The sequence below is a fragment of the Paenirhizobium selenitireducens ATCC BAA-1503 genome, assembly GCF_900492185.1.
GTDB lineage: Bacteria > Pseudomonadota > Alphaproteobacteria > Rhizobiales > Rhizobiaceae > Allorhizobium > Allorhizobium selenitireducens_A.
The window spans coordinates 221,834-247,488 of sequence record NZ_UEYP01000001.1; the positions used below are offsets into that span (position 1 = coordinate 221,834).

Genomic DNA, 25,655 nt, shown 5'->3' on the forward strand with positions numbered 1-25,655 from the left:
CGACTTGCCCCCTCTTGAACCCGCTCCCGCGGGTCGGCGCATTTGAGGTCTAAGCGTGACGATCTACCTGCCGATCGCAGAACTTTCGGTCAACATCTTCATCATTCTCGGGATGGGTGCGGCCGTCGGATTTCTGTCCGGCATGTTCGGCGTCGGCGGCGGGTTTCTCATCACGCCGCTCCTGATCTTCTACAATATCCCTCCGGTGGTCGCGGTCGCGACCGGCGCCAACCAGGTGGTCGCCTCGTCGGTCTCCGGCGCGATCACCCATTTCCGCCGCGGCACGCTCGACATCAAGCTCGGGGTGGTGCTGCTGTTCGGTGGTCTGGTGGGGGCCTCGCTCGGCGTCTTCATCTTCTCCTGGCTCCGCCGGCAGGGCCAGCTCGACCTCGTCATCTCGCTGCTCTACGTGGTCTTCCTCGGAGCGGTCGGCGCGCTGATGCTGATGGAGAGCCTGAACGCCATGCGGCGCGCGGCGCGGAACGAGCCGGTCAGCCTGAAACGGCCGGGCCAGCACAACTGGGTGCATCGCCTGCCGTTCAAGATGCGGTTCAAGAAGTCGAAGATCTACCTCAGCGTCCTGCCGATCCTCGCGCTGGGCTTCGCCATCGGCATCCTCACCTCGGTCATGGGCGTCGGCGGCGGCTTCATCATGGTGCCGGCGATGATCTATCTGCTGCGCATCCCGACCAATGTCGTGGTCGGGACCTCGCTGTTCCAGATCATCTTCACCACCGCCTACACCACCGTGGTGCAGGCAGCGACCAATTATTCCGTCGACATCGTGCTGGCCTTCATCCTGATGGTCGCCGGGGTGATCGGGGCGCAATACGGGGTTCGGGTCGGCCAGAAGCTGCGCGGGGAGCAGTTGCGCGCGCTGCTCGGCCTGCTGGTCCTGGCGGTCGGCCTCAGGCTTGCCGTCGAACTGGTGCTGACGCCGGACGACCTCTACTCGATCGCGATCGGAGGCTGACGATGCGCCGGCTCCTTTTCGCGCTTAAGACGCTGGCCCTGCTGCTTTATGGCGGCGTGGCGGCCGCGCAGGTGCCGCTCGCCACCGACATGACCGGCAAGGAGGGCCTCGACATCGGTACCTCCACCAGCGAGATCGCCATCACCTCGGATTTTCGCGGCGCCGATCTCACGATCTTCGGTTCCGTCACCAATAGCGACACGCTGCTGCTCGCCATCGGCCAGTATGATGTGATCGTGACGCTGGAGGGGCCGCGCGACGATACCACGGTACGCCGCAAGGACCGGGTGTTCGGCATCTGGGTCAACCGGACCTCGATGACCTTCGAGCACATGCCGACCTCCTATTCGCTGGCAAGCACACGGGCCCTGTCGGAGATCACCAAGCCGCAGACCCTGACCGATCTGGGCATCGGCATCGACTACATGGCGCTGACGCCGACCGGCTATCTCAGCAGCTCGGCCAATCTCAAGGATTTTCGCGAGGCCTTCCGCCGCATCAAGCAAACCGGCGGCCTGTATCAGGGGGAAGACGCGGGCGTCCGCTTCGTCAGCTCCAGCCTGTTCAAGGCGACGCTGAGACTGCCCGCCAGCATTCCCGACGGCGTCCACATCGTCCATGCCTACCTGTTCAAGACGGGCGAGTTCATCGCCGAGCGGGAACTGCACCTCAGGGTGATCAAGACCGGCCTCGAAGACTCGATCTCGCGGGCGGCGCACGAGAACCCGCTGACCTATGGCCTGCTGTCGGTGCTCCTGGCACTGATCACCGGCTGGGGCGCGAGCCTCATGTTCCGGCGGGACTAAGAGACAGCCTTTTCCATCCTCGCCTTGACGTCGAGATAGGCCGCCGTCAGCCGGGCCAGCGCCGAAGGCGTGTCAGCGGGCATGGACGTGCCGAGATGAAGCGCCCGGAGCTCGGCCATGAAATCCCGCCAGAGGTCTCGCCCGCCCTTTTCCAAAAGTTCGGCGCGGATCGCCAGGTCCTCCGACACGTCCAGATATTTCCGGCCCCAGGCGCCCATCTCGGCAAACAGCGGCACGAGATCGATCGACATTTCCGTGAGGCTGTAGATGCCCTTCTGCTTGTGGCTGGGATCGTCGGCACGGCTGAGCAGTCCCTTGTCGACCAGCTTCTTCAGGCGGTCGGCAAGAATGTTGGAGGCGATCCCCTCCTCGGAATTCTGCAAAAGCTCGCGGAAATGGCGGCGGTTGCCGAACATGACGTCACGGATGACGATCAGGCTCCAGCGATCGCCGAGAATTTCGAGCGTCAGATTGATCGGGCATCCGGAACGGTGGGATTCGGACATGGCATCTCCTGTCGACCAGTTGCGATCTGCCATCAGTTGAGTTAAAAGACAACCGCTTGCATATTGAAAGCAGTTTTGAACATTTGCACGGGAGGACACCATGCGCAAACTGATCGTCTGGAACCTGATGACCCTCGACGGCTATTTCGAGGGAAAATCCCCCTGGGACCTTACCTATCACCAGCTTGCCTGGGGCGAGGAGCTGAGAGCCTATTCGCTGGAGATCTGCCGACAGGCCGACCTGCTTGTCTTTGGCCGTAAAACCTACGAGGGCATGGCGGCGCACTGGGTCGACGCCACCGAAGAACTCGAGATCAAGGAATATATGAACTCGATCGCCAAGATCGTCGTATCGCGGACGTTGACGCATGCCGACTGGAACAACACCCGCGTCGTTCGCGACATCGTCGGCGAACTCACCGCGTTGAAGGCGCAGCCGGGCAAGGATATCTTCGTCTTCGGCAGCGCCGAATTGGCGGACACTCTGCTGAAGGCGGGCCTGGTCGACGAGATGCGGCTCTGCATCGTGCCGGTCGTGCTCGGCGGCGGCAATCCGCATTTCAAGCCGGCCGAGACGCCCCGCGTCTTCACCCTGCTCGAGACCCGGCCGCTGAAAACCGGCGGTGTGGTCCTGCGCTATGCGCCTGCGCCTTCGGCCAGCTGACCTCAACCGATGAGGTTGGCGAAGCGGACCGAATAGACCCGGTCGCGGCCGAGCAGATGGGCGATGAGGGCGGTGCGGTCGAAGAGGCCGGTGAAGGCCTTGTGGCGGAGGTCGAGGCCGCCGGTGAGCACGCCGAAGGCCGGCATCATCAGGCGGATGCCGTCGCTGGCAAAGCACGGCCGGCGCACTGATTTTTCGCGGCGCCGCACGGTCGCGCAGGGGTGGAGGTGGCCGGCCACCTCGCCCTTGGCCGCGGCCAGACTCGGCTCGTGGCGGAAGGTCAGCCCGCCATAGGCGAGTTCGTCGACCGAGATGCCGGGCAGGTTGGACGCGCCGTCCGGATCGTGGTTGCCGTTGATCCAGATCCATTCGCGGCCGGCCGCCATCAGCGCGATGCGCTGGCGATAGGCCTCGGGCATCAGCGCCGAGCCGACCGGATCGTGGAAATTGTCGCCGAGGCTGACGACAATCTTCGGATCGTGGCGGACGATCACTCCTTCGAGGATCTTCAGCGTCGCGAGCGTGTCATAGGGCGGCAGAAGCTGGCCGCGGCGGGCGAAGGCGGCACCTTTCTCCAGGTGCAGGTCCGAGACGACCAGCATGGACAGATCGGGCAGGTAGAGAGCGCCGGACGGATCGCAGACGGCGCTCACGCCGTGAAACGCAATCTCCACCGCGGGTGGCGTCTCGTCGGCGGCAAGGCGTCGTGCTGTCAAACTGGTCATTCCGTGTTCCCGGCCGCCGAGGCGGCAATCCATATTTCACTGCGCGAGGGCATTTAGCACCCCTCTGGCCTGCCGGCGTTTGTCACTGCAATCGATTCACAGGATCGATTGCTCCGCTTCGCGGACCGTTTCGCACCCCCCACAAGGGGGGAGAAAACGCGTGGCGCCCGCTCGGCTCACTTCGCGTCCAAGACGTTTCAAGGCCAGATGGACAGCGAGGCATTGCCGCGGGTTAAGTCCCTCCCCCTTGTGGGGAGGGGGTGGGGAGGGGTTTCCCACCAACACGCAGCCGCATCAACCTTACCCCATGGCCTCGGCGATCAGGTCGTCGGCGGCTTCGGCCAGCACGTGTTCGTGGGCCTCTCCGGCGACCGATTCGCGGCCGATCTCCAGCATCACCGGCACGGCCAGCGGCGAGATATGCTCCAGCCGCTTGTGGGTGATGTGGCCCCTGATTCTCTTTAGCATATCGGCGAGCCGGGCAATATCCAGAAGACCGGCGGCGGCATCCTGTCGCGTCGCCTGCATCAGGATGTGGTCGGGCTCGTGGCTGCGCAGCACGTCGTAGATGAGGTCGGCCGAGACTGTGACCTGGCGGCCGCTTTTTTCCTTGCCCGGATGGCGCTTCTCGATCAGGCCGGCAATCACGGCACAGGTGCGGAAAGTGCGCTTCAGCATCCAGGATTCGGCAAGCCAGGCCTCAAGGTCGTCGCCCAGCATGTCCTCGTCGAACAGGTCGGCGAGCGCCAGGCGCCCCGAAGCGATCATCGTACCCATGTCTTCCAGCCCCCAGATGCCGAGCGAGTAATCGGTGGCGACGAAGCCGAGGGGCTTGGCGCCGATGCGCTCCAGCCGGCGGGTCAAGAGCATGCCGAGCGTCTGGTGGGCGAGCCTTCCCTCGAAGGGATAGGCGACGAGGAAAAAGCGGTTGCCACGCGGAAAGGTCTCGATCAGCAGTTCGCCGCGCTTCGGCAGGACCGATTTTTCGCGCTGGATCTCCAGCCAGTCGCGCACCTGATTCGGCAGGCCCCTGCGACGCTCCGGATCGTCCAGCATGGCGCGCACCTGCTCGGCGAGATAGGTCGAGAGCGGGAACTTTCCGCCGTTATAGGCCGGGATCTTGGGGTCCAGCGAGAAGGCGTTGGAGACGAGGCATTCATTGTCGCGCAGGGCCTCGAAGCGCAGCACCTTGCCGGAAAAGAGGAAAGTGTCGCCGGGGCTCAGCTGTTCGAAGAAATATTCCTCGACCTTGCCGAGCATCATGCCGCCGCGGCCGAGCGAGCCCAGATGGTTGCGCTTGACGAGGCGCACATTGAGCATCGGCGCCTCGACGATGGTGCCGAGGTTCAGGCGATACTGCTGGATGACCTGCGGATTGGAGACGCGCCAGCGGCCGTCCTTGGTGAGGCGGATGCGGGCATAGCGCTCGTAGGTCTTGAGCGCATAGCCGCCGGTGGCGACGAAATCGACGATGCGGTCGAAAGTCTCGCGCGGCAGCGCTGCATAGGGCGAGGCGGTCACCACTTCGGCATAGAGTTCGTCGGCGAGGAAGGGGGCGGCGCAGGCCATGCCGAGTACATGCTGGGCGAGCACGTCGAGCGAGCCCTCGCCGACCGGCGGCGTGTCCTGGGCGCCGAGATAGTTGGCGTCGAGGGCGGCCTGGCACTCCATGACCTCGAAGCGATTGGCCGGAACCAGGATCGCCCGGCTCGGCTCGTCCATGCGGTGGTTGGCGCGGCCGATGCGCTGGGCAAGGCGCGAGGCACCCTTCGGCGCGCCGACATGGACGACGAGATCGACATCGCCCCAGTCGATGCCGAGATCGAGCGTCGAGGTGGCGACCACCGCCCGCAATTTGTTGTCGGCCATGGCGGCCTCGACCTTTCGGCGCTGGGAGACGTCGAGCGAGCCGTGGTGCAGCGCGATCGGTAGGTTGTCGTCGTTGATCGTCCATAGTTCCTGGAACAGCATTTCCGCCTGGGAACGGGTGTTGACGAAGATCAGCGTCGTTTGGAAGTCCTTCAGCACCGCATAGAGTTCCGGCATGGCATAGCGGGCGGAATGGCCCGACCACGGGATGCGCTCCTCGGTCGTCAGGATGGTGATGTTCGGCTTGGCGCCGCCGTCAACCGTGATCAGCCCCGCATGGCGCTCGGCCTCCGGCAGCTGGGCAACCAGCCAGCGCTGCAGGTCGAGCGGTGAAGCGACGGTGGCCGAAAGGCCGATGGTGCTCAGAGACGGCGCGAGCTTCCTCAGCCGTGCCAGGCCGAGCGACAGCAGATGACCGCGCTTCGAGGTGACGAGCGAATGCAGCTCGTCGAAGATGACGTAACGCAGATCCTTGAAGAAGCGCTCGGCGTCATTGGCGGAGATCAGAAGCGCGAGCTGTTCCGGCGTGGTCAGCAGGATGTCCGGGGGATTGAGCTTCTGGCGCTGGCGCTTTCCGCTCGGCGTGTCGCCGGTGCGGTTCTCGATCGAAATCGGCAGGCCCATCTCGGTGACGGGCTTCATCAGGTTGCGCTCGATGTCGACGGCGAGCGCCTTCAAGGGCGAGATGTAGAGCGTGTGGATGCCGGTAAACGGCGTGCCCGGCACTGGCCGGCGGCGCTCGGCAAGCTCGGTCAGCGACGGCAGGAAGCCGGCGAGCGTCTTGCCGGCGCCAGTGGGGGCGATCAACAGCAGGCTTTCCCCGCCGCGCGCCCGCCCAAGCAGTTCCAGCTGATGGGCACGCGGCTGCCACCCCTTGTCCGCGAACCAGCGGAGGAAGGGCTTGGGCAGCGGGATTGCAGCCTCCCCCGGCTTGATGGAATCAGATGTCGGCACGTGCTGAAGGTAGTGAAGCGGTGCGGGAAGAAAAGGGCGGCGGCGAAAAGCTTCGCCATGCCTTGCCGCTTATGGCTCCGCGGCGTGGCGACCCATCGGAGACCGACGGGCGTGCTGCACACACCGTCATCGGCCGGAGGCGCACTCACATCGCGATGTAGCGGTCCTTCCGGTGGTTGATGGCGAGCGTCAGATTGAGCACGACGGCGCCGACGACCGAGCAGAAGATGATGTAGGGCGTGGCGACAAAGAAGGAGAAGATCAGCACCGTGCCGTCGAACACGAGTTGCACCAGGCCGGCGCGCCAGCCGAAGCGATCCTGCAGGTAGAGCGCCAGGATGCCGAAGCCGCCGAGGCTGGCGCGGTGGCGAAAGAGCGCCAAAAGGCCGGCGCCGATGACCAGCCCGCCGAAAATGGCCGCGACCAGCGGGTCGATGTGGGAAATACCGATGGCCCGCGGCACCGCTTCCGTCAGGAAGGAGGTGAAGGCCACGGCGGCGAAGGTCTTCAGGGTGAAACCGAGCCCGAAGCGGCGGAAGGCCAGCCAGTAGAAGGGCAGGTTGATGACGAAGAACAGCAGGCCGAAACTATAGCCGGTGGCATAGTGCAGCAGGAAGGCGACACCGGTGGTGCCGCCGGTGAGCAGGCCGGCGCTCGACAGGAGCAGGACGCCGAGCGAGGCCATCATCGAACCGGCTGCGAGACCCTGGGCGTCGTCGACCAGCGAATGACGATCCGGGGTCGATGTCAGCAGTGTCGCAAAGCTCGTTCTCGCCTCGGCCATTCGCAATTCCACCTTGTTCTCTCGATCGTTTCTGCCGCATTCCATAGCCCTACCGGGCCGACCGCATCAAGACGGCAGCGCCCTGAACAGGAAGAGAAAACCGCGGCTCAGGGAACGTCGTCCTCGCCGGGCATGCCGCCCTCGCCTTCCCATCCCAGAAGCTGACCTGTCTCCTGTTCGTTGAACTTCAATCTGAGACCGGGGCCGGCATCGGTCGGGGGCAGGAATTCCACGCCGAAATGCTCGATCGCCTGGCGCAGCTTGTCGCGCGCGGCGGCGTCGAGGTCCGAAAGGCCGTCCTCGAAGTTCGCCAGTGTATCAACCTCGAGGCCAGCCTTCGCCGCCAGTTGTTGGCGATCGATCTTCGCAAGCGCGCGTGCGGCGTTCACAAGGGACGGGGTCAGGTCCATGGCGGTCTATCTCCTCTGTCGCCGTTCGTCGCACCGAGCTTATCGCAGTTCCGCGATACAGACTAGCGCAGGGCGATGTAGCGGTCAGAGCGGTGGTTGATGGCGAGGAAGAGGTTGAGCACGACGGCGCCGAGCACCGAATAGGCGACCACCTGCGGGCTGACGACGGCAAAGGCGGTGGCCATGACGACGAGGTCGAAGGCGAGCTGGACGAGGCCGGCGCGGATGCCGAAACGATCCTGCACATAGACGGCGAGGATGCCGAGCCCGCCGAGTGAGGCGCGGTGGCGGTAGAGCGCCAGAAGGCCGAAGCCGAGCAGCAGGCCGCCAAGCACCGCGGCCCAGACCGGGGCGATGCTCTCGATCACCAGGAAGCGGCTTTCGATCTCGACGAGGAACGAGGTGAAGCCGACGGCGGCGAAGGTCTTCAGGGTGAAATCAAGCCCGACGCGGCGCAGCGACAGGATGTAGAACGGCAAGTTGAGAACGAAGAAGAGCAGGCCGAAGCTCAGGCCGCTCCAATAGTGCAGGACGAAGGCCAGGCCCGCCATGCCGCCGGTCAGAAGGCCGACCTTGGCCAGCAGATAAAGGCCGAGCGCGGCGATCATGCTGCCGGCAATGAGGCCTTGCAGGTCCTCGGCCGCCGTGTGGCGCGTCGGATTGGAATTCCAGATACCCAGCATGCTCGTCAAATGCGCCATGACACGTCTCCGAAAATGGCCTCCCGCAGTGCAACAAATACTCCGGATGCGCTGAGACGCAAGGGCGATAGGTAAGGAATACTGACCTATCGATAAGTTCGCAATTTTCGATTCGATCAACGGGCCCGGATCGCAACAAACAGAATGCCGAACACCGGTTTTCCGCCATCCATGCGAATGGTCGTGCGCTCGATTTCGCGGATCTCGAAGCCGACGGCGACAAGGGCGGCACGGACATAGGCTTCCGAATGGGCATAGCGTAGCGAAGGGGCGAGATGAAGGCCGTCGGGAGTGCCGGCATCCTCGACCGAAAAGGCGAAGAGCGCGCCGGGGGCTGAAAGTTCGGCGGCCAGCAAAAAGGCGTTCGACAGGTCGCCGAGATACATCAGCACATCGGCGGCGGCGACGAGATCGGCACGGCCGCGCGCCAGACCCTCGGCGAAAAGTTCGGAGCCTTGCGCATCGAGCGACAGGTCGGAGCGCGCGAGGTGATCGTAGATCCCCTTCTCTCCGGCCTTGGCGAGCATGTTGGCCGAGAGATCGAAGCCTTCGAGCCGGCTGACGATGGAGCGGATTTCGACGCCGAAAAGGCCGGTGCCGCAGCCGAGGTCGACGGCGCAGTCAAACGGGCCGCCCGCGCCGCGCACCTTGCGCACCAGCGCCGCGAGCTTGCCGGGGACGGTATAGTCGAGCCGCTCGACGAGGGCCTGCTCGAAGCGGTCGGCATAGTCGTCGAACAGGGCTTCGACATAGCGGCTCGGCGGCTTATTCGGCGTCTCGGTGGCGCCGAGGAGGGCAAGCTTCAGGCCGGCTCCGAAGATATCCTCAGGATCGAGCGCCAGCACCTGCCGCAGCGCCTCCGCCGCCCCTGCGCCAAGGCCTGCCTTCTCGCGATATTCGCCGAGCCGCAGCCAGCCGGCGGCCCAGGTGGGCGCCAGCTCCAGCGCCTGCTCCATCAATTCGGCGGCCGCCGCAGGATCGCCACTTTCGGCGAGCATCCGGGCATAGTCGGCGCGACGGTCGGCAATGACGTCGCCGGAGGAAAACTGGGTGGGCTGCATGGTGAAATCCCGTGGATCAGGCGGCACTTGACCGAAGGGCCGAAAAAACACAAGAGCTAAGTTGTCCGGCGCAAAGCCCATGCGTTCGCGCGCCTTGCTTGCGGGAAACGGCGCCTCTTCCTATGTGAGGACAAACAGGAGATTGCCATGGCCGATCAGGTCAACAGATTTCTCGGCGACACGCCGGGCCGCACGATCATCAAGCTCGTCGTCGTATCGCTGATCGTCGGCTTCATCATGCATGTGTTCGGCATCTATCCGGTCGACATCCTCGAAGGCATCCGCCACTTCTTCATCGAGCTGTGGTATCGCGGTTTCGCCGCGCTCGGACGGGTCGGCGACTATCTTCTGCTCGGCGCGACCATCGTCATTCCCGTCTTCATCGTTCTACGTCTGATCAGCGCAAGGAACTGAGATGCGGCCTGGGACTGTCCAGCCGCTCAAGCGGCGCACGCTGTTGATCCTCTCGGCCGGCGGCCTTGTCGCCGCCTTGGCCGGATGCCGCAGCACCGACATCCTGCCGACCGATGACGACCTCGCCGAGTTGCAGACCGAGGGCGCGCTGCCGATCGTCAACAGCCTGCGGCAAAAGAAGGGACTGGCGGGCCTCGCCCGCAAGCCCGAGGCCGAGGTCGCGGCTCTCGTCCAGGCGAAGCGCATGGCCAAGGCCGGGAAGATGTCGCATCTGATCGGCTTCAACGACAGTTTCCTGGAGCGCATGAAAGAGACCGAGGTCCCGCTTCCCGCGGCCGAGAACATTGCCACCGGCCAGGACAGCGTCGAGCGCGCCGTGCAGGCCTGGATCGATTCGAAGAGGCACCTCGACAACATGCTCGGCACCTATCAGGGCCTCGGGGTTGCCGTTGGGCGCCATCCCTCTTCCGCCAACCGCCCTTATTGGGCCATGGTGCTGTCGGCCTGAGCGATTCCCGCCCCGGCGCGAAGTCAGTGGGCGCATGCATGGACACGAGAAGCCAGCCGGTTCGGATCATCGAAGTGACGCATCGTTCGGTGCTGGCGATCGCCGTGCCGATGACGCTCGGTTACGTCACCACGCCGCTGCTCGGGCTCACCGACACGGCCGTGATCGGCCGCACCGGCGAGGCGGCGGCGCTGGCCGGGCTTGCGATTGCCGCCGCCCTCTTCGACCTCTTGTTCGGTAGCCTGAATTTTCTGCGCGCCTCGACCACGGCACTTGTCGCCCAGGCGGCGGGCCGTGGCGACGCGCCGGAGCTGTTTGCCGTCTTCTGGCGCTCGGTGGCGCTTTCGCTCGTCTTCGGCCTGTTGATCCTTGGATTCTCGCCCCTGATCATTTCCGGTGGCCTGAAGATGATGGGCGCCGAGGGCCGGGTTGCCGAAGCGGCGGCAAGCTATATCGCCATCCGCATCCTTGCCGGCCCGGTGACGCTCGTCAATTTCACCCTGCTCGGCTTCGTGCTGGGGCGGGGTCTCGGCTCGGTCGGGCTCGCCCTGCAGATCCTGCTCAACGGCATCAACATCGTCATGTCGATCCTGCTCGGCCTTACCTTCGGCCTTGGGGTCGCTGGCGTCGCCTGGGGTACGGTGATCGGCGAGACGGTGGCGGCCCTTGCGGGTTTCGCCTTCGTCTTCTGGCGCTACGGGCAGTCAGCCGTACCACGCCTTTCGATGCTGATCGACGCAACCAAGCTCAGGCAACTGTTCCACCTCAACCGCGACATCCTGATCCGCACCTTCTCGCTGATCACCGCCTTCACCGTGATGACCAGGGTGGGCGCGAGCTTCGGCCCGGTGGCGCTTGCCGCCAATGCGGTGCTGATGAACTTCTTCATGATCTCGAGCTTTTATCTCGACGGCATTGCCACCGCCGCAGAGCAGATCGCCGGAGAAACGGTCGGGGCACGCTATCGGCCCGGCTTCGAGCGCGCCGTGAAGCTCACCGGCATCTGGTCGCTCGGGCTGGCGCTCGCAAGCCTTGCCTTCTTCCTTAGCCTCGGACCGTCGATCATCGGCTTCATCACCACGGCACAGGACGTGCGCGCCGCCGCGGAACTCTACCTGCCCTATGCGGCATTAACGGCGCTGACCGGCGCGCTCGCCTTCCAGATGGACGGCATCTTCATCGGCGCCACCTGGTCGCGCGAAATGCGCAACATGATGATCGTGGCCCTGGCCGGTTATCTGGCGACACTGGCAGCGCTGGTTCCGACCTTCGGCAATCACGGCCTGTGGATCGCGCTCAACGTGTTTCTCGCGCTCCGCGGCCTGCTGCTTTTATCGCGGCTGAGGCCGAAGCTCGATCAGACCTTTGCGGCGAGCCAGTAGTCGAGGCGGGTGTCGCGCAGGTCGCGGATCGAGGCGACCTTTTCGCGGTCGAGCAGCGCCGACAGGCCGCGCACGATGCGTGCCGGCAGGCCGGGGCCTTCATAGACCATGCAGGAATAGAGCTGGACCAGGTCGGCGCCGGCGCGGACCTTTTCCAGCGCCGTCTCGGCCGAGGACACGCCGCCGACGCCGATGATCGGCATGGCCGGGCCGACGCGGTGGCGCATGCGGGCGAGCACCGCCGTCGACTTGTCGAACAGCGGCTTGCCCGACAGCCCGCCCGCCTCGCCGGCGAGGCGCGGATCGGTGAGCCCGTCGCGGGAAAGCGTGGTATTGGAGACGATCAGCCCGTCGAGTTGGTGCGCCAGCGCTTCGGCGGCGATGTCGTCCATGCCCTCCTCCGTCAGATCCGGTGCGACCTTCAGAAAGACCGGGCGGCGCAGGCCGGTCGCCGCGGCCATCTCGTCGCGCGCGGCGAGCACGGCCGACAAAAGCGCCGAGAGGCTCTCGCGGGCCTGCAGGTCGCGCAGGCCCGGCGTATTGGGCGAGGAGATGTTGGCGGTGAAATAGGAGGCGACGCCCGAGAAGCGGCGGATGCCTTCGACATAGTCGGCGATGCGGTCGGCGCTGTCCTTGTTGGCGCCGATATTGACGCCAACGATGCCGGCAGGCCTGCGGGCCAGCAATCGGGCAAGGGCGGCGGCATGGCCCTCGTTGTTGAAGCCCAGCCGGTTGATCACGGCCAGGTCCTTTTCCAGCCGGAAGATGCGCGGCCTGGGATTGCCGGCCTGCGGCTTCGGCGTCAGCGTGCCGACCTCGGCGAAACCGAAGCCGAGACGCAGAAGCGCGTCGGGCACTTCCGCATTCTTGTCATAGCCGGCGGCCATGCCGAGCGGATTGGGGAACTGGAGGCCGGCAACGGTGACGGCAAGCCGCGGGTCGGCCTTCAGAGCGCAGCCCGGCACGAGGCCGGATTTCAGCGCCGCGATCGACAGGCCGTGGGCGGTCTCGGCGTCGAACAGGAAGAGGCCCCGGCGGGCAATCGTCTTGAAGGCATCGATCATCGGTCCATCTCCGGAAAGACATGCTGGCCGTCCTCGCCGATCGGCAGGGGCTTCTCCCACAACACGGCATCGAGCGGCAGGTTGGCATAGAGGTGCGGAAAGAGATCGCCGCCGCGCGACGGCTCGAAGCGCAGCGCCTCGCCAAGCGAGGCGGCATCGACGGCGACCAGCAGCAGGCCTTCGGCGCCGGCAAAATGCCGTCTTGCCGTCTCGACCGCCTGGGCGGCTGTGGAAAAATGGATAAAGCCGTCCTGGAGATCGACCGCCGCTCCGCGAAATACTCCGTCCCGGCGCGCCTCCTGCCATATTTCGCGTGGCACGATCTTGTATATGATCCGATCCAAGGGCTTGTCCTTCCGTCAGCGGAGTCTCCGCTGGCGGTTTGCCGCAAACCGACCGGCTTGTCCACGCCTGTCAGGCCCAGGGACGAGCCGTCCGTGACAAATTCGAGGAGATCCCACATGCAACGGATGCCGACCTTGCCGACTGCCATTTTCTTCATCATCGCGACGGGCATCTCAGCACCCGCTTTCGCGCAGGAGACCGACCTGGCGCGCTTCGCGCTGGAGAAGACCGAGACCGGTTTCGTCCGGCTTGACCGCAAGACCGGGGCGCTGACGCTCTGCCAGGAGAAGGACGGGGCGCTGACCTGCCGCATGGCCGCCGACGAGCGCGCGGCCTACGAGGAAGACCTCACACGGCTGGAAAAACGCGTGGAGGCGCTGGAGAGTAGTCTGGCGTCCGGCCGACCGCTGGCAAAGGGCGAACCTCTGCCCAGCGACGAGGAAGTCGAGCGGTCGATCGGCATCATGGAACGCTTCATGCGCAGCTTCTTCGGCCTGGTGGAAGAGTTCAAGGCCAAGGAAGACGGCGCAACGCCCGACAAGACATAGACTATTGTTTATGTTCACGGCAGGGGCTAAAAAGAGAAAGAGCCGCCAACGCGGCGTTCAAGACTTCGCTCTTGGGAGGGGGCTTCGACATGACGGCATCGACCTTCATCATTGCAGACGACCATCCGCTCTTTCGCGGCGCGTTGCGTCAGGCCGTCAGCCGCATCGAGGGAGAGCAGACGATCGTCGAGGCCGGTGACTTCGAGGCCGCGCGCAAGGCCGCAGCCAGCCACCCCGACGCCGAACTGATGCTGCTCGATCTTTCCATGCCCGGCGTCTCCGGATTTTCCGGCCTGATGGCGCTTCGCGCCGAATTCGCCAGCCTGCCGATCGTCATCGTGTCGGCCAGCGACGACCCGACCACCATTCGCCGCGCGCTGGAGCTCGGCGCCTCCGGCTTCATTTCCAAGTCGTCCGGCATCGACGACATCCGCGCCGCCATCCAGTCGGTCCTGGAAGGCGACATCTGGACGCCGAAGAACTATCAGGGCGGCCAGGAACAGGACCCCGACGTCGCCGACCTGATCAACCGGCTGAGAACGCTGACGCCGCAGCAGAGCCGCGTGCTCGGCATGCTGGGCGAAGGGCTGCTGAACAAGCAGATCGCCTACGAACTCGGTGTGTCGGAAGCCACCATCAAGGCGCATGTCTCCGCGATCCTGCTGAAGCTCAAGGTGGACAGCCGCACCCAGGCCGTCATCCAGCTCGGCAAGATCAACATGGCCATGGTCGCCTGACACGGGAGCACCTCCTCGAAACCGGCACTCGATCGAGGATTTTATTCCTTTTCGACTTTACGGACCTGACCAGATTGGCTAGAGTTCCGGCATCTTGCCGGGACGGGCGATATGAGTGCCGTCGTCGCCGGCCCTGGAGCATGAGCGACAATGCTTTCGCATGACACCATCTGGGCCGCGATCGACAGGCTCGCCGAGCGCAACCAGCTGACCCCGTCGGGCCTGGCGCGTCGGGCGGGTCTCGACCCGACATCCTTCAACAAGTCGAAACGGACCGGACCGGACGGGCGCATGCGCTGGCCGTCGACCGAGTCCATTTCCAAGGTGCTGGAAGCGACCGGGACCGGCATCGACCAGTTCATGGGTTTCATCCAGCCGGAGTCGGGCGGAACGGTGCCGAACGGCGCCTTTCCGCCGCAGGCCGGATCGATCCCGCTGCTCGGCTTTGCCCAGGCCGGCGCCGGCGGTTTCTTCGACGATGGCGGTTTTCCCGCCGGCCAGGGCTGGGACGTGGTCGAGTTTCCCGCCTCGCCGGCGCGCAAGTCCGGGGTTTATGCCCTGGAGGTGCAGGGCGACAGCATGAAGCCGCTCTACCGCGACGGCGACGTGCTGATCGTCGAGCCGGGCGCCCAGGTCAGGCGCGGCGACCGCGTGGTGGTCAAGACCCGCGACGGCGAGGTGATGGCCAAGGTGCTGGCCCGCCAGTCGGCGAAATCCATCGAGCTCATGTCGCTCAATCCGGAGCATCCGAACCGCACGCTCGAGATGACGGAAGTCGAATGGATCGCCCGGATCATCTGGGCCAGCCAGTAGGAAAATCGGCCTATGCGTCCCCTGACCACCTTCGTCATCGGCCTGGCCGGACTTGCCCTGTGGGCGACACTGCTGAGCCTGGCCGGCCGCACCATCGGCGAGCAGCCGGGTGAGACCTTCGAAATCGAGGACATGCCGACCGAATGGGCCGAGGCAGCGCCTTCAGACGACCCATCCGCGCCGGCGGAGAGCGGGATGCAGGCGCCGCCCGAGGCAGAGATTGTTCCGGACGCCGACCTGCCAGGCAACCAGCCAACAGGGATGCCGCCGGCCGGCCCCGCGGATCAGGCAAGTCCCGCGCCGAGCGTCCCTGACAGCCTCGAGGTGCGTCCGGTCAGCCCGGAATTCTTCGCTTCGCCGCTCAATCAGGCGGCCGGCCCGCTCGAGCGGATCGAGCCCCTCCAGCCGCCCGCCGAGAAGACGCCGGAACGCGTCAGGCTGGTGCTTCTGCCGCGGCCGGAATCGGTCGAGGCCGGCCTGATCGCCTTCGGCTCGCGCAACCTGAAGCTCTCCGACATCACCACCACCGACCGCATGCGCGTCTGCCCGACGTCGAAGGGCGGCGACTGGCCGTGCGGCATGGTGGCACGCACCCAGCAACGGCTCTTCCTGCGCAATCGCACCATCGCCTGCGACGCCGACAGCGCCGAGTGGGAAGGCACGATCGAGGCCCACTGCCAGGTCGGCGAACTCGACATTGCCAAATGGCTCGCGGAGAACGGCTGGGTGGAGGCGCCGGACGGTTCGCCGCTTGGCGACCTGGTCGAAAAGGCACGCAGCGAGCGCCGCGGCATCTTCGGCGACGACCAGCGTTGAGACGGGGCGGCTTGAAAGCGCGGGCGGCAATCCCTAATCTGCGAGAAAACAACGAGGAATACCCAAGAGATGACAACACCCGTAACGCCGCATGACGCTCTGATCTTCGTCATGGTGATGGCCTCCGCCGTCGACAATTCGATGAACGACAAGGAGTTGCGCCGCATCGGCCAACTGATCGACCTCTTGCCGATCTTCGACGGGTTCGACAAGGACGGGCTGATCGAGGTTTCCCAGCGCTGCGCCGACATCCTGGCCGGCCCCGAAGGTCTGGACATCGCGCTCGAGGTCATCCGCGACGCCTTGCCGGCCCACTCCCATGATACGGCCTATGCGCTTGCCGTCGAGGTCATGGCCGTCGACATGGCCGTCAAGCCCGAGGAGATCCGGTTGCTGCAATTGCTTCGCGACCGGCTGAAGCTCGACAAGCTGACCTGTGCGGCGATCGAGCACAGCGCGATCGCCCGTTACCGCCCGCTCTGATACGCAACGCCCCGGTGTTTTCCGGGGCAGGATCGGCTACGGCAGGTCGCGTCGATTCAAATTGACGCGACCTGCCACAGGCTTCTGTTTGCGCATGTCGTCTTGGCAAAACCGCTGCACATTTTCGCGAGGCATGCTCTAGAAAAGCCCATAGGGAAAATAGCGCAGATAGATCTCCTGGAGCCGGCCATTGCGCGACAGTGCCGCGAGCGCACTGTCGAAGGCCGAGGCCAGCGCCGGGTCGTCACGCCGGACCATGATCGTCAGCCCCTCCCCCAGGAAGCGCTCGGACAGGTAGGCGCCGCCGAGAAGGGCGCAGCAGCCACCCGAGGCCTCGCCGGCCGTCCAGAAGGACAGTTGCAGCGAATCGGCGAAAACGGCCTCGATCTTCTTGCCCTTCAGATCCTCCAGCATCCGGTCGCGATCGGCAAAGCCGACAGGCTCGATATTCGGAAAAAAGGCCCTCAACATCGCCTCGTGCGCCGTGCCGCTGACCACGCCGACCCGACGGCCGAACAGGGCATTGGCGTCTTCTCCGGCGAAAGCCGCCTGCTTGTGACGGGCAAAGCGCGCAGGCAGTTGCATATAAGGCCGGCTGAAGGCGAAACGGCTGCGCAGATCGTCGGTCACCGCGATCCCGGCCATCACTGCATCGCCCTGGCCGCCGTCGAGCGCGCCCTCCAGTTCGGCATAGGGCAGCGCCTGGATCTCGCATTTCGCCTCGATGCCGAGTTCGGCGCAGAGGGCGCGGGCCAGTTCGACATGAAAGCCCGAGAGCCGGCCCGTCTGGTCGGCAAAATTGAAAGGCGGAAAATCCGTCGTCGTCAGGAAGCGCAGACGCAAAAGGCCGGACAGGTCGGGGCGTGGCAGACGCTCGCGCGCATCGAACAGCACCGGCAGATCGTCGGCCCGCGACGATTGCGGCGCGCCCAAGGCCACAAGAAACGCACACGCGGTTGCAGCTAAAAAGCGGGCCCCCTGAAAATGCAGGGATGAAACTAATGCGTGTATCATTATGATCCGCTTCGGGGATAGCTGGGACGTCATCGACTGATGACGGTGTAACAGAATCATGCTGCTCGGGGAATATGGCGACCGTCCGGAAGCGGCCGCCGGGGGATTCAATGCTGCATTGCATGGAGTGCCTGTCCCGGGAGAGCCGGCCGGGGACGGCGCGGGCCTTGCCGCGCTGCGCGGCGAAGCGCTGGTGCTGAAATCGCTCGGGCTTGCCAAACCCCTGATCGCGCGCATGGCAAGGCGAGCGACGAGCCATGGCACCACGATCGAGGACGAACTGCTGGCGAGCGGCCACGTCGAGGAGGCGGCCTATTACGGCGCCCTGGCTCGGCTGGCCGGCCTTGCCTTTGTCGACACGATCCCGGACGGCGCAGTGGTCGACAGCCCGGGGCTGGACAGCCAGCTCACCCGGCCCTGCTGCGTGCGGCTTCACGACAAGGCCCGCCCCCCGCTCACCCTGATCGCGCCTCAGGCACGACGCATAGACCATCTTCTATCCAGCCTTTCCCGCCACCCCGCGCTTCGCCAGTCGCTGGCGATCGCCACGCCATCGACGATCCGGCAGGCGGCCTGGAAGGCGGGCGCGGAGCGGCGCGCACGAGCGACCGTCAGCCGGCTGTTCGAGGAGAGCCCGGCTTTTTCGGCCCGCACGGTGCTGACCGGGCACCAGGGCTTCTGGGCCGGCTTCGCCCTCAGCGGCGTCATCGCCTTCCTCCTTATCGTGCCGGTCCTTGCGGCGGTTTTGCTCCACCTGGCGCTCTCGCTGCTCTATCTGGCAGCCCTTTGCCTGCGTCTCGCCGCTTTGGTCCATGGGCATCGAACCGCGCGAAAGCGCCCGGCCCAGCCTCCGGCGCTCGCGATCGAGGACACCCTGCCCGTCTATTCGGTGATGGTGGCGCTCTACCGCGAGGCCGAAATCGCCCCACAACTGCTCGCGGCGCTGGACCGTCTCGACTGGCCGCGTTCCCGGCTCGACATCAAGCTGGTCTGCGAGGCGGACGATACCGAGACACTCTCGGCCATCCGGGCGCTGAAACCGCCCCGTCACATCGAGATCGTCGAAGTGCCGCCGATGACGCCGCGGACCAAGCCGAAGGCGCTCGGCTATGCACTTCCCGGCGTGCGCGGCGAGTATGTGGCGATCTTCGATGCCGAGGACCGGCCGCATCCCGACCAGTTGAAGGAAGCCTACCACACCTTCCGTGCGACGCCGGAGGACATCGTCTGCCTTCAGGCGCCGCTCATCATCGCCAACATGCACGAATCCTTTACCAGCGCGCTGTTTGCCCTCGAATATGCCGCCCTGTTTCGCCGCATGCTGCCGGTTCTGGCGCGCTATCGCATGCCGCTGCCGCTCGGCGGCACCTCCAACCATTTTCGCACCGGCCCCTTAAGGGCAGTCGGCGGCTGGGATCCGTTCAATGTCACCGAAGACGCCGATCTGGGCATGCGGCTCTACCGCTTCGGCTACCGTTCGGCAACGATCCGCCGGCAGACCCTGGAGGACGCGCCGACGACGACCGGGGTCTGGCTCGGCCAGCGGACCCGCTGGTTCAAGGGTTGGCTGCAGACCTGGCTGGTGATGATGCGCGATCCGCGCCGGACGATCGACGAGATGGGACTGGCCGCCTTTGCGACGTTCCAGCTGCTGATCGGCGGCATGCTGATCTCGGCGCTCAGCCATCCGCTCATCATCGTCTTCCTCGTCTCCTCCTGCACGGCGATGCTGCAGAAGCCTGCCGCGGCGATCGGCGCCTTTGAGGCTGCGCTCTTCATCATCGACCTCACCAACATCGTCGGCAGCTATGCCGCCTTCGTGGCGCTTGGCCTGACGACAATGACCGCTCACGAGCAAAGGCTGATCGGCTGTCGCTGGATGGGCGTCCCGCTCTACTGGATGATGACCTCGTTCGCCGCGTGGAAGGCGGTCATCGAATTGCGCTGCAAGCCGTTCTTCTGGAACAAGACACCGCATCAGCCGCGCCGAGCCAGGGACGCCGCAGAAAGCCAGGCGGGAAGGCAACAGGCAGGCGAACCCCACTTCTCGGGCACTGTCGCGACTTGACCCGGATCCGACGAGTGGGCACTGCTTTCGCAGTGCAACCGACCATCCAGGAGGGGCGGCGTGGCGGGGACGGACGCAAAGGGCGAGATGGCCCATTGGCGAAGGCTGCCGGGGGCGATCTGGGCGATCGGCTTCGTCTCGCTGTTCATGGACATTTCCTCGGAGATGATCCACGCGGTGCTGCCGCTCTACATGGTGACGGTGCTCGGCACGTCGACGCTCACCGTCGGCATCATCGAGGGGATCGCCGAGGCGACCGCGGCGATCACCAAGGTGTTTTCCGGCGCGCTGAGCGACTGGCTGGGCAAGCGAAAGCTGCTGGCCGCCCTCGGCTACGGGCTCGCGGCGCTCACCAAGCCGGTCTTCCCGCTGGCGCCGGGCGTCGCCTGGCTGATCGCCGCCCGCTTCGTCGACCGCATCGGCAAGGGCATCCGCGGCGCGCCGCGCGACGCCCTGGTCGCCGACCTTTCCCCGCCGGAGCTGCGCGGCGCAAGCTTCGGGCTTCGGCAGTCGCTCGACACGCTGGGCGCGCTGCTCGGCCCGCTGCTGACGATCGTCTTCATGTGGGCCTTCAGCAATGATTTCACCCTCGTCTTCTGGATCGCCGTCATTCCGGCCTTCGTCGCGGCCGGGCTGATCATTGTCGCAGTGAAGGAGCCCAAGCGGGAGGCGCCCCTGCGCAAGGTGCACATGCCGCTTGGCCGCCGCGAGCTTCGGCGGCTCAGCGCCAGCTACTGGTGGGTGGTCGCGGTCGCGTCCGCCTTCACGCTCGCCCGGTTCAGCGAGGCCTTCCTCGTGCTCAAGGGGCAGGATATCGGCCTGTCGCTCGCGCTCGTCCCGGTGGTGATGGTGGTGATGAATGTCGCCTATTTCCTCTCCGCCTATCCGGTCGGCGCGCTATCGGACCGGATGAGTCGGGCGCGACTGCTCGTCATCGGCCTCGTGCTGTTGCTGGCCGCCGATCTCGTGCTGGCCTTTTCCTCAAGCCTGACCGGTCTCGTGCTGGGCGCCGCACTTTGGGGCCTGCACATGGGCTTCACACAGGGCCTTCTCGCGACGCTCGTCGCCGATACCGCGCCGGCCGAACTGCGCGGCACGGCGTTTGGCGTTTTCAACCTGATCACGGGCGTAGTGCTTCTGGCTGCGAGCGTCATCGCCGGCCTGCTCTGGGATGCGACCGGTCCGAGAGGCACATTCCTCGCAGGCGCCGGCTTCACCCTCATGACGCTTGCGGGACTTGCGCTTTTGGAAGCCAGGCGTCGGCGCAACGCAAACGGGGCGGCGACAAGCACGGAAGGGGAACAGGCGCCGGAAAATTCACGGTAACACCGTGGTTTGCTCGCGTCGGCACAACAGACCCAGGTCACTGGAAAGATAGCTGGAGCGGGTGAAGGGAATGGAAACTCTCACACAAGTTTCTGAATTTTAAAGCAATATTCTATTAATTTCACACCGATACCGTAGATGATACCGTCGTTCGCGCCGGATGCTACCGACCTTTATGTCGCCGGAGCCCGACGTTGGCTACTTGAATGCAAGCCGTAGACGGCGGAACACTGGTACTTCATGAGAACTTGCCTAAGTCGCGCCCGCCCATACTATCGAAAGCAAGGCCGGCATCCTTCCGGCGTCGCGATCTTCTCAGTGAGCGCAAGGAAATGACGAGCATGGTTGAGGTACGTGATCTCCTTCAGAGCAAAGAGCTTAAAGAGGCCGTCGTCGCCATCGAAGCTCTTGTTAGGGCACATGGATCGACCATCACCTCACCACTCGATAGCTTCCCATCGCTAACATATGGGCGCCGCTTCCAGGCCGAGCGCATCCTGCAAATCCTTCTTGCCGATGAAGAGTCTTTCGCCGGCTTCAAGGACGTGCTTGCCGCTGGATTTGCTGGCTGGCTGCTGCTCCCGAAGGAGCGAGAGGTTAGAGACAACCTCATGATTCACGCGGCTCTAGACCACATGGATCGGGCCGAAATCAAGGCAGGCATGGCCGAGGCTGCCTTAACGTTGGCCAGAGATGTTGCCGCCAGATACGTACTGACGGGGGTAGATTTTCTTACCACGATCTACGATGTCTTAGGCGGATATCAGGCGTTCTCAGACTGCCCAAACTTCGAGACGGTATGGAAGCGGTTCGATGGCGTGGAGAAGACTATTGCCACCGCCGTTCGAGCGCTGGCCTATCTTCACCACGCTACTGATCAGTTCTCCGGTCGCGACGGCGGCTTTACGCCGACACTGAATAGGACCGTTGTTGTCTTCAGGGGGATTAAGAAAAATTCGCCTGTATTCTTCAAGGAGCGATACGTGTCGCGCTCGCTCCTCCATGGTCGCTGGAGCCAAAACAAGCAAACTCTCGCTCTACTATACGCGGCGTCCACCGTCCGGGTGAACCGCAAGTCGTTGTTGCAACTGCTTCTCGACGGCTTTTTCTCATATCGCGACCACTGTCGGTATATCGACTTGTGGGTAGGCCGTGCGCGGTATGTCTCTCATCACGTTCTTGCACGCATGGAAGACCCAATGCTGGCTCGTCGCACGAACGCGCTTCTTGGTGAAGGACCGGTCATCAGGTTCGCTCCGCCGAGATTGACCCCGGTCGAAAGGGTTCAGTTCGATCTAGCTTTCGGCTTTAAGGATCAGACCGTATAAAACCACGTAAAATCAATAAGATGGACATTGGTATTTTTCACGTGTCCATTTTTTGGTGGCTTATTTTGGACAATGGCTTTTGCTGTCACCTTTGCACCGTGTTCAATACCAACCACGGAGACGCACGTTGACACACCAACCGACAGGCTTGGGATCAGGCCAAAGTACAAAAGCATTCCCCAACAGCGGACTTGTCCGCTTAAGGCAAATCCTCGCTCCGGATGGCCCCATTCCCATCAGCAAGAGTTCGTGGTGGGCAGGGGTGAAGACCGGCCGCTATCCCCCTGCAATCAAGCTCGGCCCCAGAACGACTTGCTGGGACGCGGCTAAAATCCGCGCCCTATTCGAAGAGCTGCGCCGCCAGTAGCGGTAAAGCAGCAGGTGCGCCCCCGCAGCTGGAATTCCAGCTGCGGGCCTCTCACGCTCCCGTTCATCCAGTTGCAAGCGCACCAGCGCCAACACCGCCCGGAGGCACCGCCCCGGCCCGTGTTCGTGCGCCTAAAGGAAAGACCCATGATCCAGATTTACAGACCGCAGACCGTTGACAATCTTGTTGAACAGTCGACCGAGCGCATCGAGCAGGCAGTCCGCGACACAATGCCGAAGTCGAAGTTCCGCGTGTGCACGCTGACCACTGAACAGCGCAAGCGCACCGAGATTCTGGCGGACCAGCAGAGTACCGTCCACCCGAACTGGGAAAGCCTTGATACCGAACGTCGTAGCGCCGCTTGCCGTCTCGAGTGGGCCCGTTTGATGATCTTCCTGAAGGTCTATGTCCACCCGGTTTTGCTGGCTTTGCGCGGCGATGCCTACCACGTCATCATTGCTGACCGACGTTGGCAGGTGTCTCCGGACGAGCTCTCTCCGTATGCTTTCGATCGGCCCCGCCGGAAACTGCGGGATGGGATGCAGCGGCTCCACCGCAATGGCATCAATCCTGTCTTCGTCGCGGTTTACGAGCTCTCCGCGGGCCGCAATCTCGACGGCACCTATCCCTTTGAACCTCACATTCATTTGCTCGTGTTCGGAGCGACAAAGACTGATCTTAAGCAGGTGTTTTGCGTGCGACAGCACAAGTCCGAGCGCGGGAAAATGAAGCCTGTTCGAGTCAAAGCTGTGAAACGGTCTGAGGTCGGAAACATCCTCGGTTACCTCTCGAAGATCAAGCCGCAGGAGCGTGTTCAGTACATCGACCGTAGCGGCCGCTACAACCGGACCACGAACCGGATGTCTGCGGATCGTCTGCACCTCTGGCTGTCTTGCATGTCTAAAATTCCCATCGCGCAGCTGATCCAGTTCGGCGGGTTCGCCGAGTCGATGACCTATCGCTTCGCGACCTGCGAAATGGCAACCCTGATCGGAGAACTCTGATGAATGAGCCGAAGAACAACAGATTGAAGGGTAAGAAAGCTCGTCAGAAGGTGCGGAAGGGCGGTGTTGGCGCTGGTGCGCTTGCAACTGCACCTCGACAGAAACCTTTCCTCACACTGCCCCCGCTTATGCCGGCGAACCATGGCCTAGGCCATGTTTCTGTGGGAGGTGCTCAAGATATGCCTCAGGACACACTGGCCGCCATCGCAGCATCATCCGTGGTTCGCGTCACCGCGGATGATGGCAGCCCGCACTATGTCTGGGAGCGTGAAGGCAAGATGGTGGCCATATCAGCAGTTGACGTCGTGCAAGCCCTTGCGAAGGTCTACACCGCTCTGTTTCCCTTGGGCATCCTTGCCGTTTCCGCAGCTATGAAGCGTGCGGTCAGGCAGAAACTGGAGAGTGCGCCAGAGTCAAATGCGATCATCGTGGCAACCCGTGGCGGGTTCGAACGAGCTGATCGGCCGCGGTTCTACGCCTCGGCGGACGGGACGATCATCAGCAGCGTGCCGGGGCTCAAGGTTCTCTTCGCTGGCAAGAACGCACGCTTTGAAGGACTCGGCCGTTTTCGGTGGTATGAGCGAGAGATGGCGCGGGTCATTAAAGACCAACCGATCCCCTTGCTGGTGTTCTTCTATGCGCTGACTCCGGTGCTGCAGCCGTTCGCCAAGAAAGCCGGCTTTTTGGTCCAGAACACGATCCTTGAGGTCAGCGGCAGGTCGAGCCGCTACAAGTCCTCGATCACTAACTTCGTTGCGGGATCCGTCTGGGGCGGTTCTTCCGAACCCCTTGGATTTGCCGACTCTTGGAACCTCACCCCGGCCAAAGCGGAGGAGATCTTTCGCGACCAGAACTACGCGCTCGTTGTCTTCGATGAAGCTGCATCAGCAGGGGGATCCGAGAAGGATCGCGGGCAGATCATCGGAAATGTGGTCCATCGGCTTTCCGCCGGCAAGGAGCGAGGTCGGATGGGCGAAATGTCCGACTACTACAACGTGATGGCGCTCTCTAACTCGAACGAATCCCTCACGTCCATTCTTGCCTCTGCGCCGGAAGTGAAAACCGCACTGGAAGTGCGTTTGATCACCCTCCGAGTCCCAACGCGAGAGACCGGAACGTTCGAGTTCGTGCCGTACGGGTATGAGACCGTCGATAAGGCAATGGAGGATGTGTTCAAACTGACAGAGGGACATCGCGGTAAGCTGGCGAAGCGCTTCATCGCCGATATCCTCAGCTGGAGTAGCCGCGACCACGAGGAACTCAGTAGCACCATCCGTGCAGCGGTCGACGACTTCATGTCGCGCGTGGGCCTGCAGCGGGCCAATGCGGATCCTGTGGAGGTTCGCCGGGCGAAGCCCTTTGCACTCGCTTACGCCTCAGCCGTCTTGGCATTCAGGGCTGGAACGCTTCAGAAGAAGCGGTGGGGTGCTGTGCGTCGGACCTTGCAGAGAGCTTGGTTCCGTTACGGCCGGTTATCTATGGCTGGCAATTCACCCGCCGGACTCAATGAATTCCTGGCGGATCAGAGCAAACTGATCGTAGACATTCCCTTGGGCGACAGGCCGGAAATCCCTTCCAAGGCCTTTTCGCGGATCGACGGATTTATCTACCGCGACAAAAAGCATCGCCCTTACCTCGCAATGACGCCCAGCATGGTCAGTAAGCACCTCAATTTGACCGCGTCCAGATTGAAAAAACTGAAGACGGAGGGAACGCTGCATGCTGGAAAGCATCTTCAAACGCGTTTGCGGTTACGCCTTGAGGAAGGAAGAGAAAAACGGGAATCGTTCTACCTTTTCTCGATCACCACGGTGCCGGATCATGCGCAACCCTTCAACGAGGGAAAATAGGCGAATGAGTGCTCAAAAGGATAACATATTGATTATTATAACTAATCTGATATGATGCCATCATGAACGGCGATAAAGCCCCTTCGAAAGGGCGGCCGTTTGAAGTGACCGCCGCTGTAAGCGGCAGTGCATGTT

The 25,655-nt window shown here is 63.8% G+C and carries 27 protein-coding genes; 17 read left to right on the forward strand and 10 right to left on the reverse strand.

Translation table 11 applies throughout. The features are described from left to right. Nucleotides 1–55: 55 nt before the first annotated feature. Both RHIZ70P_RS01005 and RHIZ70P_RS01010 read left to right on the forward strand, forming a co-directional pair. The gene (locus RHIZ70P_RS01005) at nt 56–973 is read left to right on the forward strand and encodes a sulfite exporter TauE/SafE family protein (protein WP_115668519.1); all 918 of its coding nucleotides are present in this window, start codon (nt 56–58) and stop codon (nt 971–973) included. A gap of 2 nt (nt 974–975) precedes the next feature. Next, nucleotides 976–1,779, forward strand: coding sequence for a TIGR02186 family protein (locus RHIZ70P_RS01010; RefSeq protein WP_115668520.1), 804 nt, complete (start codon nt 976–978; stop codon nt 1,777–1,779). On the opposite strand, the gene RHIZ70P_RS01015 is transcribed toward RHIZ70P_RS01010, so the two are convergent. Further along, entirely contained in the window at nt 1,776–2,285 is a 510-nt protein-coding gene (locus RHIZ70P_RS01015; protein WP_115668521.1) for a winged helix-turn-helix transcriptional regulator, read from the reverse strand. The two genes, RHIZ70P_RS01010 and RHIZ70P_RS01015, sit on opposite strands and share 4 nt — an antisense overlap. Before the next feature lie 100 nt (nt 2,286–2,385). Between RHIZ70P_RS01015 and RHIZ70P_RS01020 the strand changes: the two genes are divergently transcribed. Next, the gene (locus RHIZ70P_RS01020) at nt 2,386–2,949 is read left to right on the forward strand and encodes a dihydrofolate reductase family protein (protein WP_115668522.1); all 564 of its coding nucleotides are present in this window, start codon (nt 2,386–2,388) and stop codon (nt 2,947–2,949) included. Between the two features lie 2 nt (nt 2,950–2,951). Here RHIZ70P_RS01020 and pdeM read toward each other — a convergent pair whose 3' ends face one another. The 6 genes from pdeM to RHIZ70P_RS01050 all read right to left on the reverse strand — a co-directional run bounded on the left by pdeM (nt 2,952) and on the right by RHIZ70P_RS01050 (nt 9,453). Further along, nucleotides 2,952–3,674 carry a ligase-associated DNA damage response endonuclease PdeM gene (gene pdeM, locus RHIZ70P_RS01025; RefSeq protein ID WP_115668523.1) on the reverse strand — a complete coding sequence of 241 codons (723 nt, stop codon included), beginning with the start codon at nt 3,672–3,674 and terminating at the stop codon, nt 2,952–2,954. 300 nt (nt 3,675–3,974) lie between these two features. Continuing rightward, nucleotides 3,975–6,497 carry a ligase-associated DNA damage response DEXH box helicase gene (locus RHIZ70P_RS01030; RefSeq protein ID WP_419178253.1) on the reverse strand — a complete coding sequence of 841 codons (2,523 nt, stop codon included), beginning with the start codon at nt 6,495–6,497 and terminating at the stop codon, nt 3,975–3,977. A 145-nt stretch (nt 6,498–6,642) separates the two neighbouring features. Next, entirely contained in the window at nt 6,643–7,281 is a 639-nt protein-coding gene (locus RHIZ70P_RS01035) for a YitT family protein (protein ID WP_115668524.1), read from the reverse strand. A gap of 107 nt (nt 7,282–7,388) precedes the next feature. After that, complete coding sequence (locus RHIZ70P_RS01040) at nt 7,389–7,691, reverse strand: hypothetical protein (protein ID WP_115668525.1); 303 nt, start codon at nt 7,689–7,691, stop codon at nt 7,389–7,391. Nucleotides 7,692–7,753: 62 nt separating this feature from the next. Further along, nucleotides 7,754–8,392 carry a YitT family protein gene (locus RHIZ70P_RS01045; RefSeq protein WP_115668526.1) on the reverse strand — a complete coding sequence of 213 codons (639 nt, stop codon included), beginning with the start codon at nt 8,390–8,392 and terminating at the stop codon, nt 7,754–7,756. A 116-nt stretch (nt 8,393–8,508) separates the two neighbouring features. Then, nucleotides 8,509–9,453 (reverse strand): class I SAM-dependent DNA methyltransferase, encoded by a 945-nt coding sequence (locus RHIZ70P_RS01050; RefSeq protein ID WP_115668527.1) that lies wholly within the window; start codon nt 9,451–9,453, stop codon nt 8,509–8,511. A 147-nt stretch (nt 9,454–9,600) separates the two neighbouring features. Between RHIZ70P_RS01050 and RHIZ70P_RS01055 the strand changes: the two genes are divergently transcribed. Genes RHIZ70P_RS01055 through RHIZ70P_RS01065 form a run of 3 tightly spaced genes read left to right on the forward strand, consistent with a single transcriptional unit; the run spans nt 9,601 to nt 11,757 of the window. Beyond that, nucleotides 9,601–9,867, forward strand: a complete 267-nt coding sequence (locus RHIZ70P_RS01055) for a DUF6460 domain-containing protein (protein ID WP_028738887.1) — start codon at nt 9,601–9,603, stop codon at nt 9,865–9,867. A gap of 1 nt (nt 9,868) precedes the next feature. Beyond that, a complete protein-coding gene (locus RHIZ70P_RS01060; RefSeq protein WP_115668528.1) occupies nt 9,869–10,375 on the forward strand; it encodes a CAP domain-containing protein in 507 nt (168 codons plus the stop codon). Between the two features lie 38 nt (nt 10,376–10,413). Further along, nucleotides 10,414–11,757 carry an MATE family efflux transporter gene (locus RHIZ70P_RS01065; RefSeq protein ID WP_115668529.1) on the forward strand — a complete coding sequence of 448 codons (1,344 nt, stop codon included), beginning with the start codon at nt 10,414–10,416 and terminating at the stop codon, nt 11,755–11,757. Here RHIZ70P_RS01065 and RHIZ70P_RS01070 read toward each other — a convergent pair. Both RHIZ70P_RS01070 and RHIZ70P_RS01075 read right to left on the reverse strand, forming a co-directional pair. Further along, the gene (locus tag RHIZ70P_RS01070) at nt 11,733–12,821 is read right to left on the reverse strand and encodes a quinone-dependent dihydroorotate dehydrogenase (protein WP_115668530.1); all 1,089 of its coding nucleotides are present in this window, start codon (nt 12,819–12,821) and stop codon (nt 11,733–11,735) included. The genes RHIZ70P_RS01065 and RHIZ70P_RS01070 overlap by 25 nt on opposite strands. Beyond that, nucleotides 12,818–13,165, reverse strand: coding sequence for a DUF952 domain-containing protein (locus RHIZ70P_RS01075; protein WP_115668531.1), 348 nt, complete (start codon nt 13,163–13,165; stop codon nt 12,818–12,820). Before RHIZ70P_RS01075 ends, RHIZ70P_RS01070 begins: the two co-directional genes overlap by 4 nt. 126 nt (nt 13,166–13,291) lie before the next feature. Here RHIZ70P_RS01075 and RHIZ70P_RS01080 point away from each other — a divergent pair, with 126 nt between their 5' ends. From RHIZ70P_RS01080 to RHIZ70P_RS01100, 5 genes are all read left to right on the forward strand, one after another. Further along, complete coding sequence (locus tag RHIZ70P_RS01080; protein ID WP_115669024.1) at nt 13,292–13,714, forward strand: hypothetical protein; 423 nt, start codon at nt 13,292–13,294, stop codon at nt 13,712–13,714. A gap of 89 nt (nt 13,715–13,803) precedes the next feature. After that, nucleotides 13,804–14,451 (forward strand): response regulator transcription factor, encoded by a 648-nt coding sequence (locus RHIZ70P_RS01085; protein WP_115669025.1) that lies wholly within the window; start codon nt 13,804–13,806, stop codon nt 14,449–14,451. Nucleotides 14,452–14,601: 150 nt separating this feature from the next. Next, nucleotides 14,602–15,264: a S24 family peptidase gene (locus tag RHIZ70P_RS01090; RefSeq protein ID WP_115668532.1), complete on the forward strand. Its 663-nt coding sequence runs from the start codon at nt 14,602–14,604 to the stop codon at nt 15,262–15,264. Between the two features lie 12 nt (nt 15,265–15,276). Next, complete coding sequence (locus tag RHIZ70P_RS01095) at nt 15,277–16,080, forward strand: thermonuclease family protein (RefSeq protein WP_115668533.1); 804 nt, start codon at nt 15,277–15,279, stop codon at nt 16,078–16,080. Between the two features lie 69 nt (nt 16,081–16,149). Next, the gene (locus RHIZ70P_RS01100; RefSeq protein ID WP_115668534.1) at nt 16,150–16,563 is read left to right on the forward strand and encodes a tellurite resistance TerB family protein; all 414 of its coding nucleotides are present in this window, start codon (nt 16,150–16,152) and stop codon (nt 16,561–16,563) included. A 138-nt stretch (nt 16,564–16,701) separates the two neighbouring features. Here the strand turns inward: RHIZ70P_RS01100 and RHIZ70P_RS01105 are convergent, their stop codons facing one another. Then, nucleotides 16,702–17,577, reverse strand: coding sequence for a transporter substrate-binding domain-containing protein (locus RHIZ70P_RS01105; protein ID WP_115668535.1), 876 nt, complete (start codon nt 17,575–17,577; stop codon nt 16,702–16,704). Nucleotides 17,578–17,635: 58 nt separating this feature from the next. Between RHIZ70P_RS01105 and RHIZ70P_RS01110 the strand changes: the two genes are divergently transcribed. The 6 genes from RHIZ70P_RS01110 (at nt 17,636) to RHIZ70P_RS01135 (ending at nt 25,520) form a co-directional block, all read left to right on the forward strand. Next, complete coding sequence (locus RHIZ70P_RS01110; RefSeq protein ID WP_115668536.1) at nt 17,636–19,645, forward strand: glycosyltransferase family 2 protein; 2,010 nt, start codon at nt 17,636–17,638, stop codon at nt 19,643–19,645. 87 nt (nt 19,646–19,732) lie between these two features. Continuing rightward, a complete protein-coding gene (locus RHIZ70P_RS01115) occupies nt 19,733–20,971 on the forward strand; it encodes an MFS transporter (protein ID WP_115668537.1) in 1,239 nt (412 codons plus the stop codon). A gap of 341 nt (nt 20,972–21,312) precedes the next feature. Next, nucleotides 21,313–22,299 (forward strand): hypothetical protein, encoded by a 987-nt coding sequence (locus RHIZ70P_RS01120; RefSeq protein WP_147293956.1) that lies wholly within the window; start codon nt 21,313–21,315, stop codon nt 22,297–22,299. A gap of 55 nt (nt 22,300–22,354) precedes the next feature. Next, nucleotides 22,355–22,666 carry a helix-turn-helix transcriptional regulator gene (locus tag RHIZ70P_RS01125; protein ID WP_235842106.1) on the forward strand — a complete coding sequence of 104 codons (312 nt, stop codon included), beginning with the start codon at nt 22,355–22,357 and terminating at the stop codon, nt 22,664–22,666. A gap of 146 nt (nt 22,667–22,812) precedes the next feature. Continuing rightward, a complete protein-coding gene (locus RHIZ70P_RS01130) occupies nt 22,813–23,670 on the forward strand; it encodes a hypothetical protein (protein WP_115668540.1) in 858 nt (285 codons plus the stop codon). After that, complete coding sequence (locus RHIZ70P_RS01135) at nt 23,670–25,520, forward strand: DUF927 domain-containing protein (RefSeq protein WP_115668541.1); 1,851 nt, start codon at nt 23,670–23,672, stop codon at nt 25,518–25,520. Before RHIZ70P_RS01130 ends, RHIZ70P_RS01135 begins: the two co-directional genes overlap by 1 nt. Nucleotides 25,521–25,655 lie beyond the last annotated feature (135 nt).

Excerpts from the sequence above, each read along its gene's own strand:
- RHIZ70P_RS01040 (WP_115668525.1), bottom strand. The coding sequence starts at position 7,691 with ATGGACCTGACCCCGTCCCTTGTGAACGCCGCACGCGCGCTTGCGAAG.
- RHIZ70P_RS01010 (WP_115668520.1), top strand. The coding sequence starts at position 976 with ATGCGCCGGCTCCTTTTCGCGCTTAAGACGCTGGCCCTGCTGCTTTAT.
- RHIZ70P_RS01105 (WP_115668535.1), bottom strand. The coding sequence starts at position 17,577 with ATGATACACGCATTAGTTTCATCCCTGCATTTTCAGGGGGCCCGCTTT.
- RHIZ70P_RS01090 (WP_115668532.1), top strand. The coding sequence starts at position 14,602 with ATGCTTTCGCATGACACCATCTGGGCCGCGATCGACAGGCTCGCCGAG.
- pdeM (WP_115668523.1), bottom strand. The coding sequence starts at position 3,674 with ATGACCAGTTTGACAGCACGACGCCTTGCCGCCGACGAGACGCCACCC.
- RHIZ70P_RS01110 (WP_115668536.1), top strand. The coding sequence starts at position 17,636 with ATGCTGCTCGGGGAATATGGCGACCGTCCGGAAGCGGCCGCCGGGGGA.
- RHIZ70P_RS01100 (WP_115668534.1), top strand. The coding sequence starts at position 16,150 with ATGACAACACCCGTAACGCCGCATGACGCTCTGATCTTCGTCATGGTG.
- RHIZ70P_RS01080 (WP_115669024.1), top strand. The coding sequence starts at position 13,292 with ATGCCGACCTTGCCGACTGCCATTTTCTTCATCATCGCGACGGGCATC.
- RHIZ70P_RS01095 (WP_115668533.1), top strand. The coding sequence starts at position 15,277 with ATGCGTCCCCTGACCACCTTCGTCATCGGCCTGGCCGGACTTGCCCTG.
- RHIZ70P_RS01135 (WP_115668541.1), top strand. The coding sequence starts at position 23,670 with ATGAATGAGCCGAAGAACAACAGATTGAAGGGTAAGAAAGCTCGTCAG.
- RHIZ70P_RS01070 (WP_115668530.1), bottom strand. The coding sequence starts at position 12,821 with ATGATCGATGCCTTCAAGACGATTGCCCGCCGGGGCCTCTTCCTGTTC.
- RHIZ70P_RS01065 (WP_115668529.1), top strand. The coding sequence starts at position 10,414 with ATGGACACGAGAAGCCAGCCGGTTCGGATCATCGAAGTGACGCATCGT.
- RHIZ70P_RS01060 (WP_115668528.1), top strand. The coding sequence starts at position 9,869 with ATGCGGCCTGGGACTGTCCAGCCGCTCAAGCGGCGCACGCTGTTGATC.
- RHIZ70P_RS01085 (WP_115669025.1), top strand. The coding sequence starts at position 13,804 with ATGACGGCATCGACCTTCATCATTGCAGACGACCATCCGCTCTTTCGC.
- RHIZ70P_RS01120 (WP_147293956.1), top strand. The coding sequence starts at position 21,313 with ATGGTTGAGGTACGTGATCTCCTTCAGAGCAAAGAGCTTAAAGAGGCC.
- RHIZ70P_RS01020 (WP_115668522.1), top strand. The coding sequence starts at position 2,386 with ATGCGCAAACTGATCGTCTGGAACCTGATGACCCTCGACGGCTATTTC.
- RHIZ70P_RS01055 (WP_028738887.1), top strand. The coding sequence starts at position 9,601 with ATGGCCGATCAGGTCAACAGATTTCTCGGCGACACGCCGGGCCGCACG.
- RHIZ70P_RS01045 (WP_115668526.1), bottom strand. The coding sequence starts at position 8,392 with ATGGCGCATTTGACGAGCATGCTGGGTATCTGGAATTCCAATCCGACG.
- RHIZ70P_RS01035 (WP_115668524.1), bottom strand. The coding sequence starts at position 7,281 with ATGGCCGAGGCGAGAACGAGCTTTGCGACACTGCTGACATCGACCCCG.
- RHIZ70P_RS01015 (WP_115668521.1), bottom strand. The coding sequence starts at position 2,285 with ATGTCCGAATCCCACCGTTCCGGATGCCCGATCAATCTGACGCTCGAA.
- RHIZ70P_RS01130 (WP_115668540.1), top strand. The coding sequence starts at position 22,813 with ATGATCCAGATTTACAGACCGCAGACCGTTGACAATCTTGTTGAACAG.
- RHIZ70P_RS01050 (WP_115668527.1), bottom strand. The coding sequence starts at position 9,453 with ATGCAGCCCACCCAGTTTTCCTCCGGCGACGTCATTGCCGACCGTCGC.
- RHIZ70P_RS01115 (WP_115668537.1), top strand. The coding sequence starts at position 19,733 with ATGGCCCATTGGCGAAGGCTGCCGGGGGCGATCTGGGCGATCGGCTTC.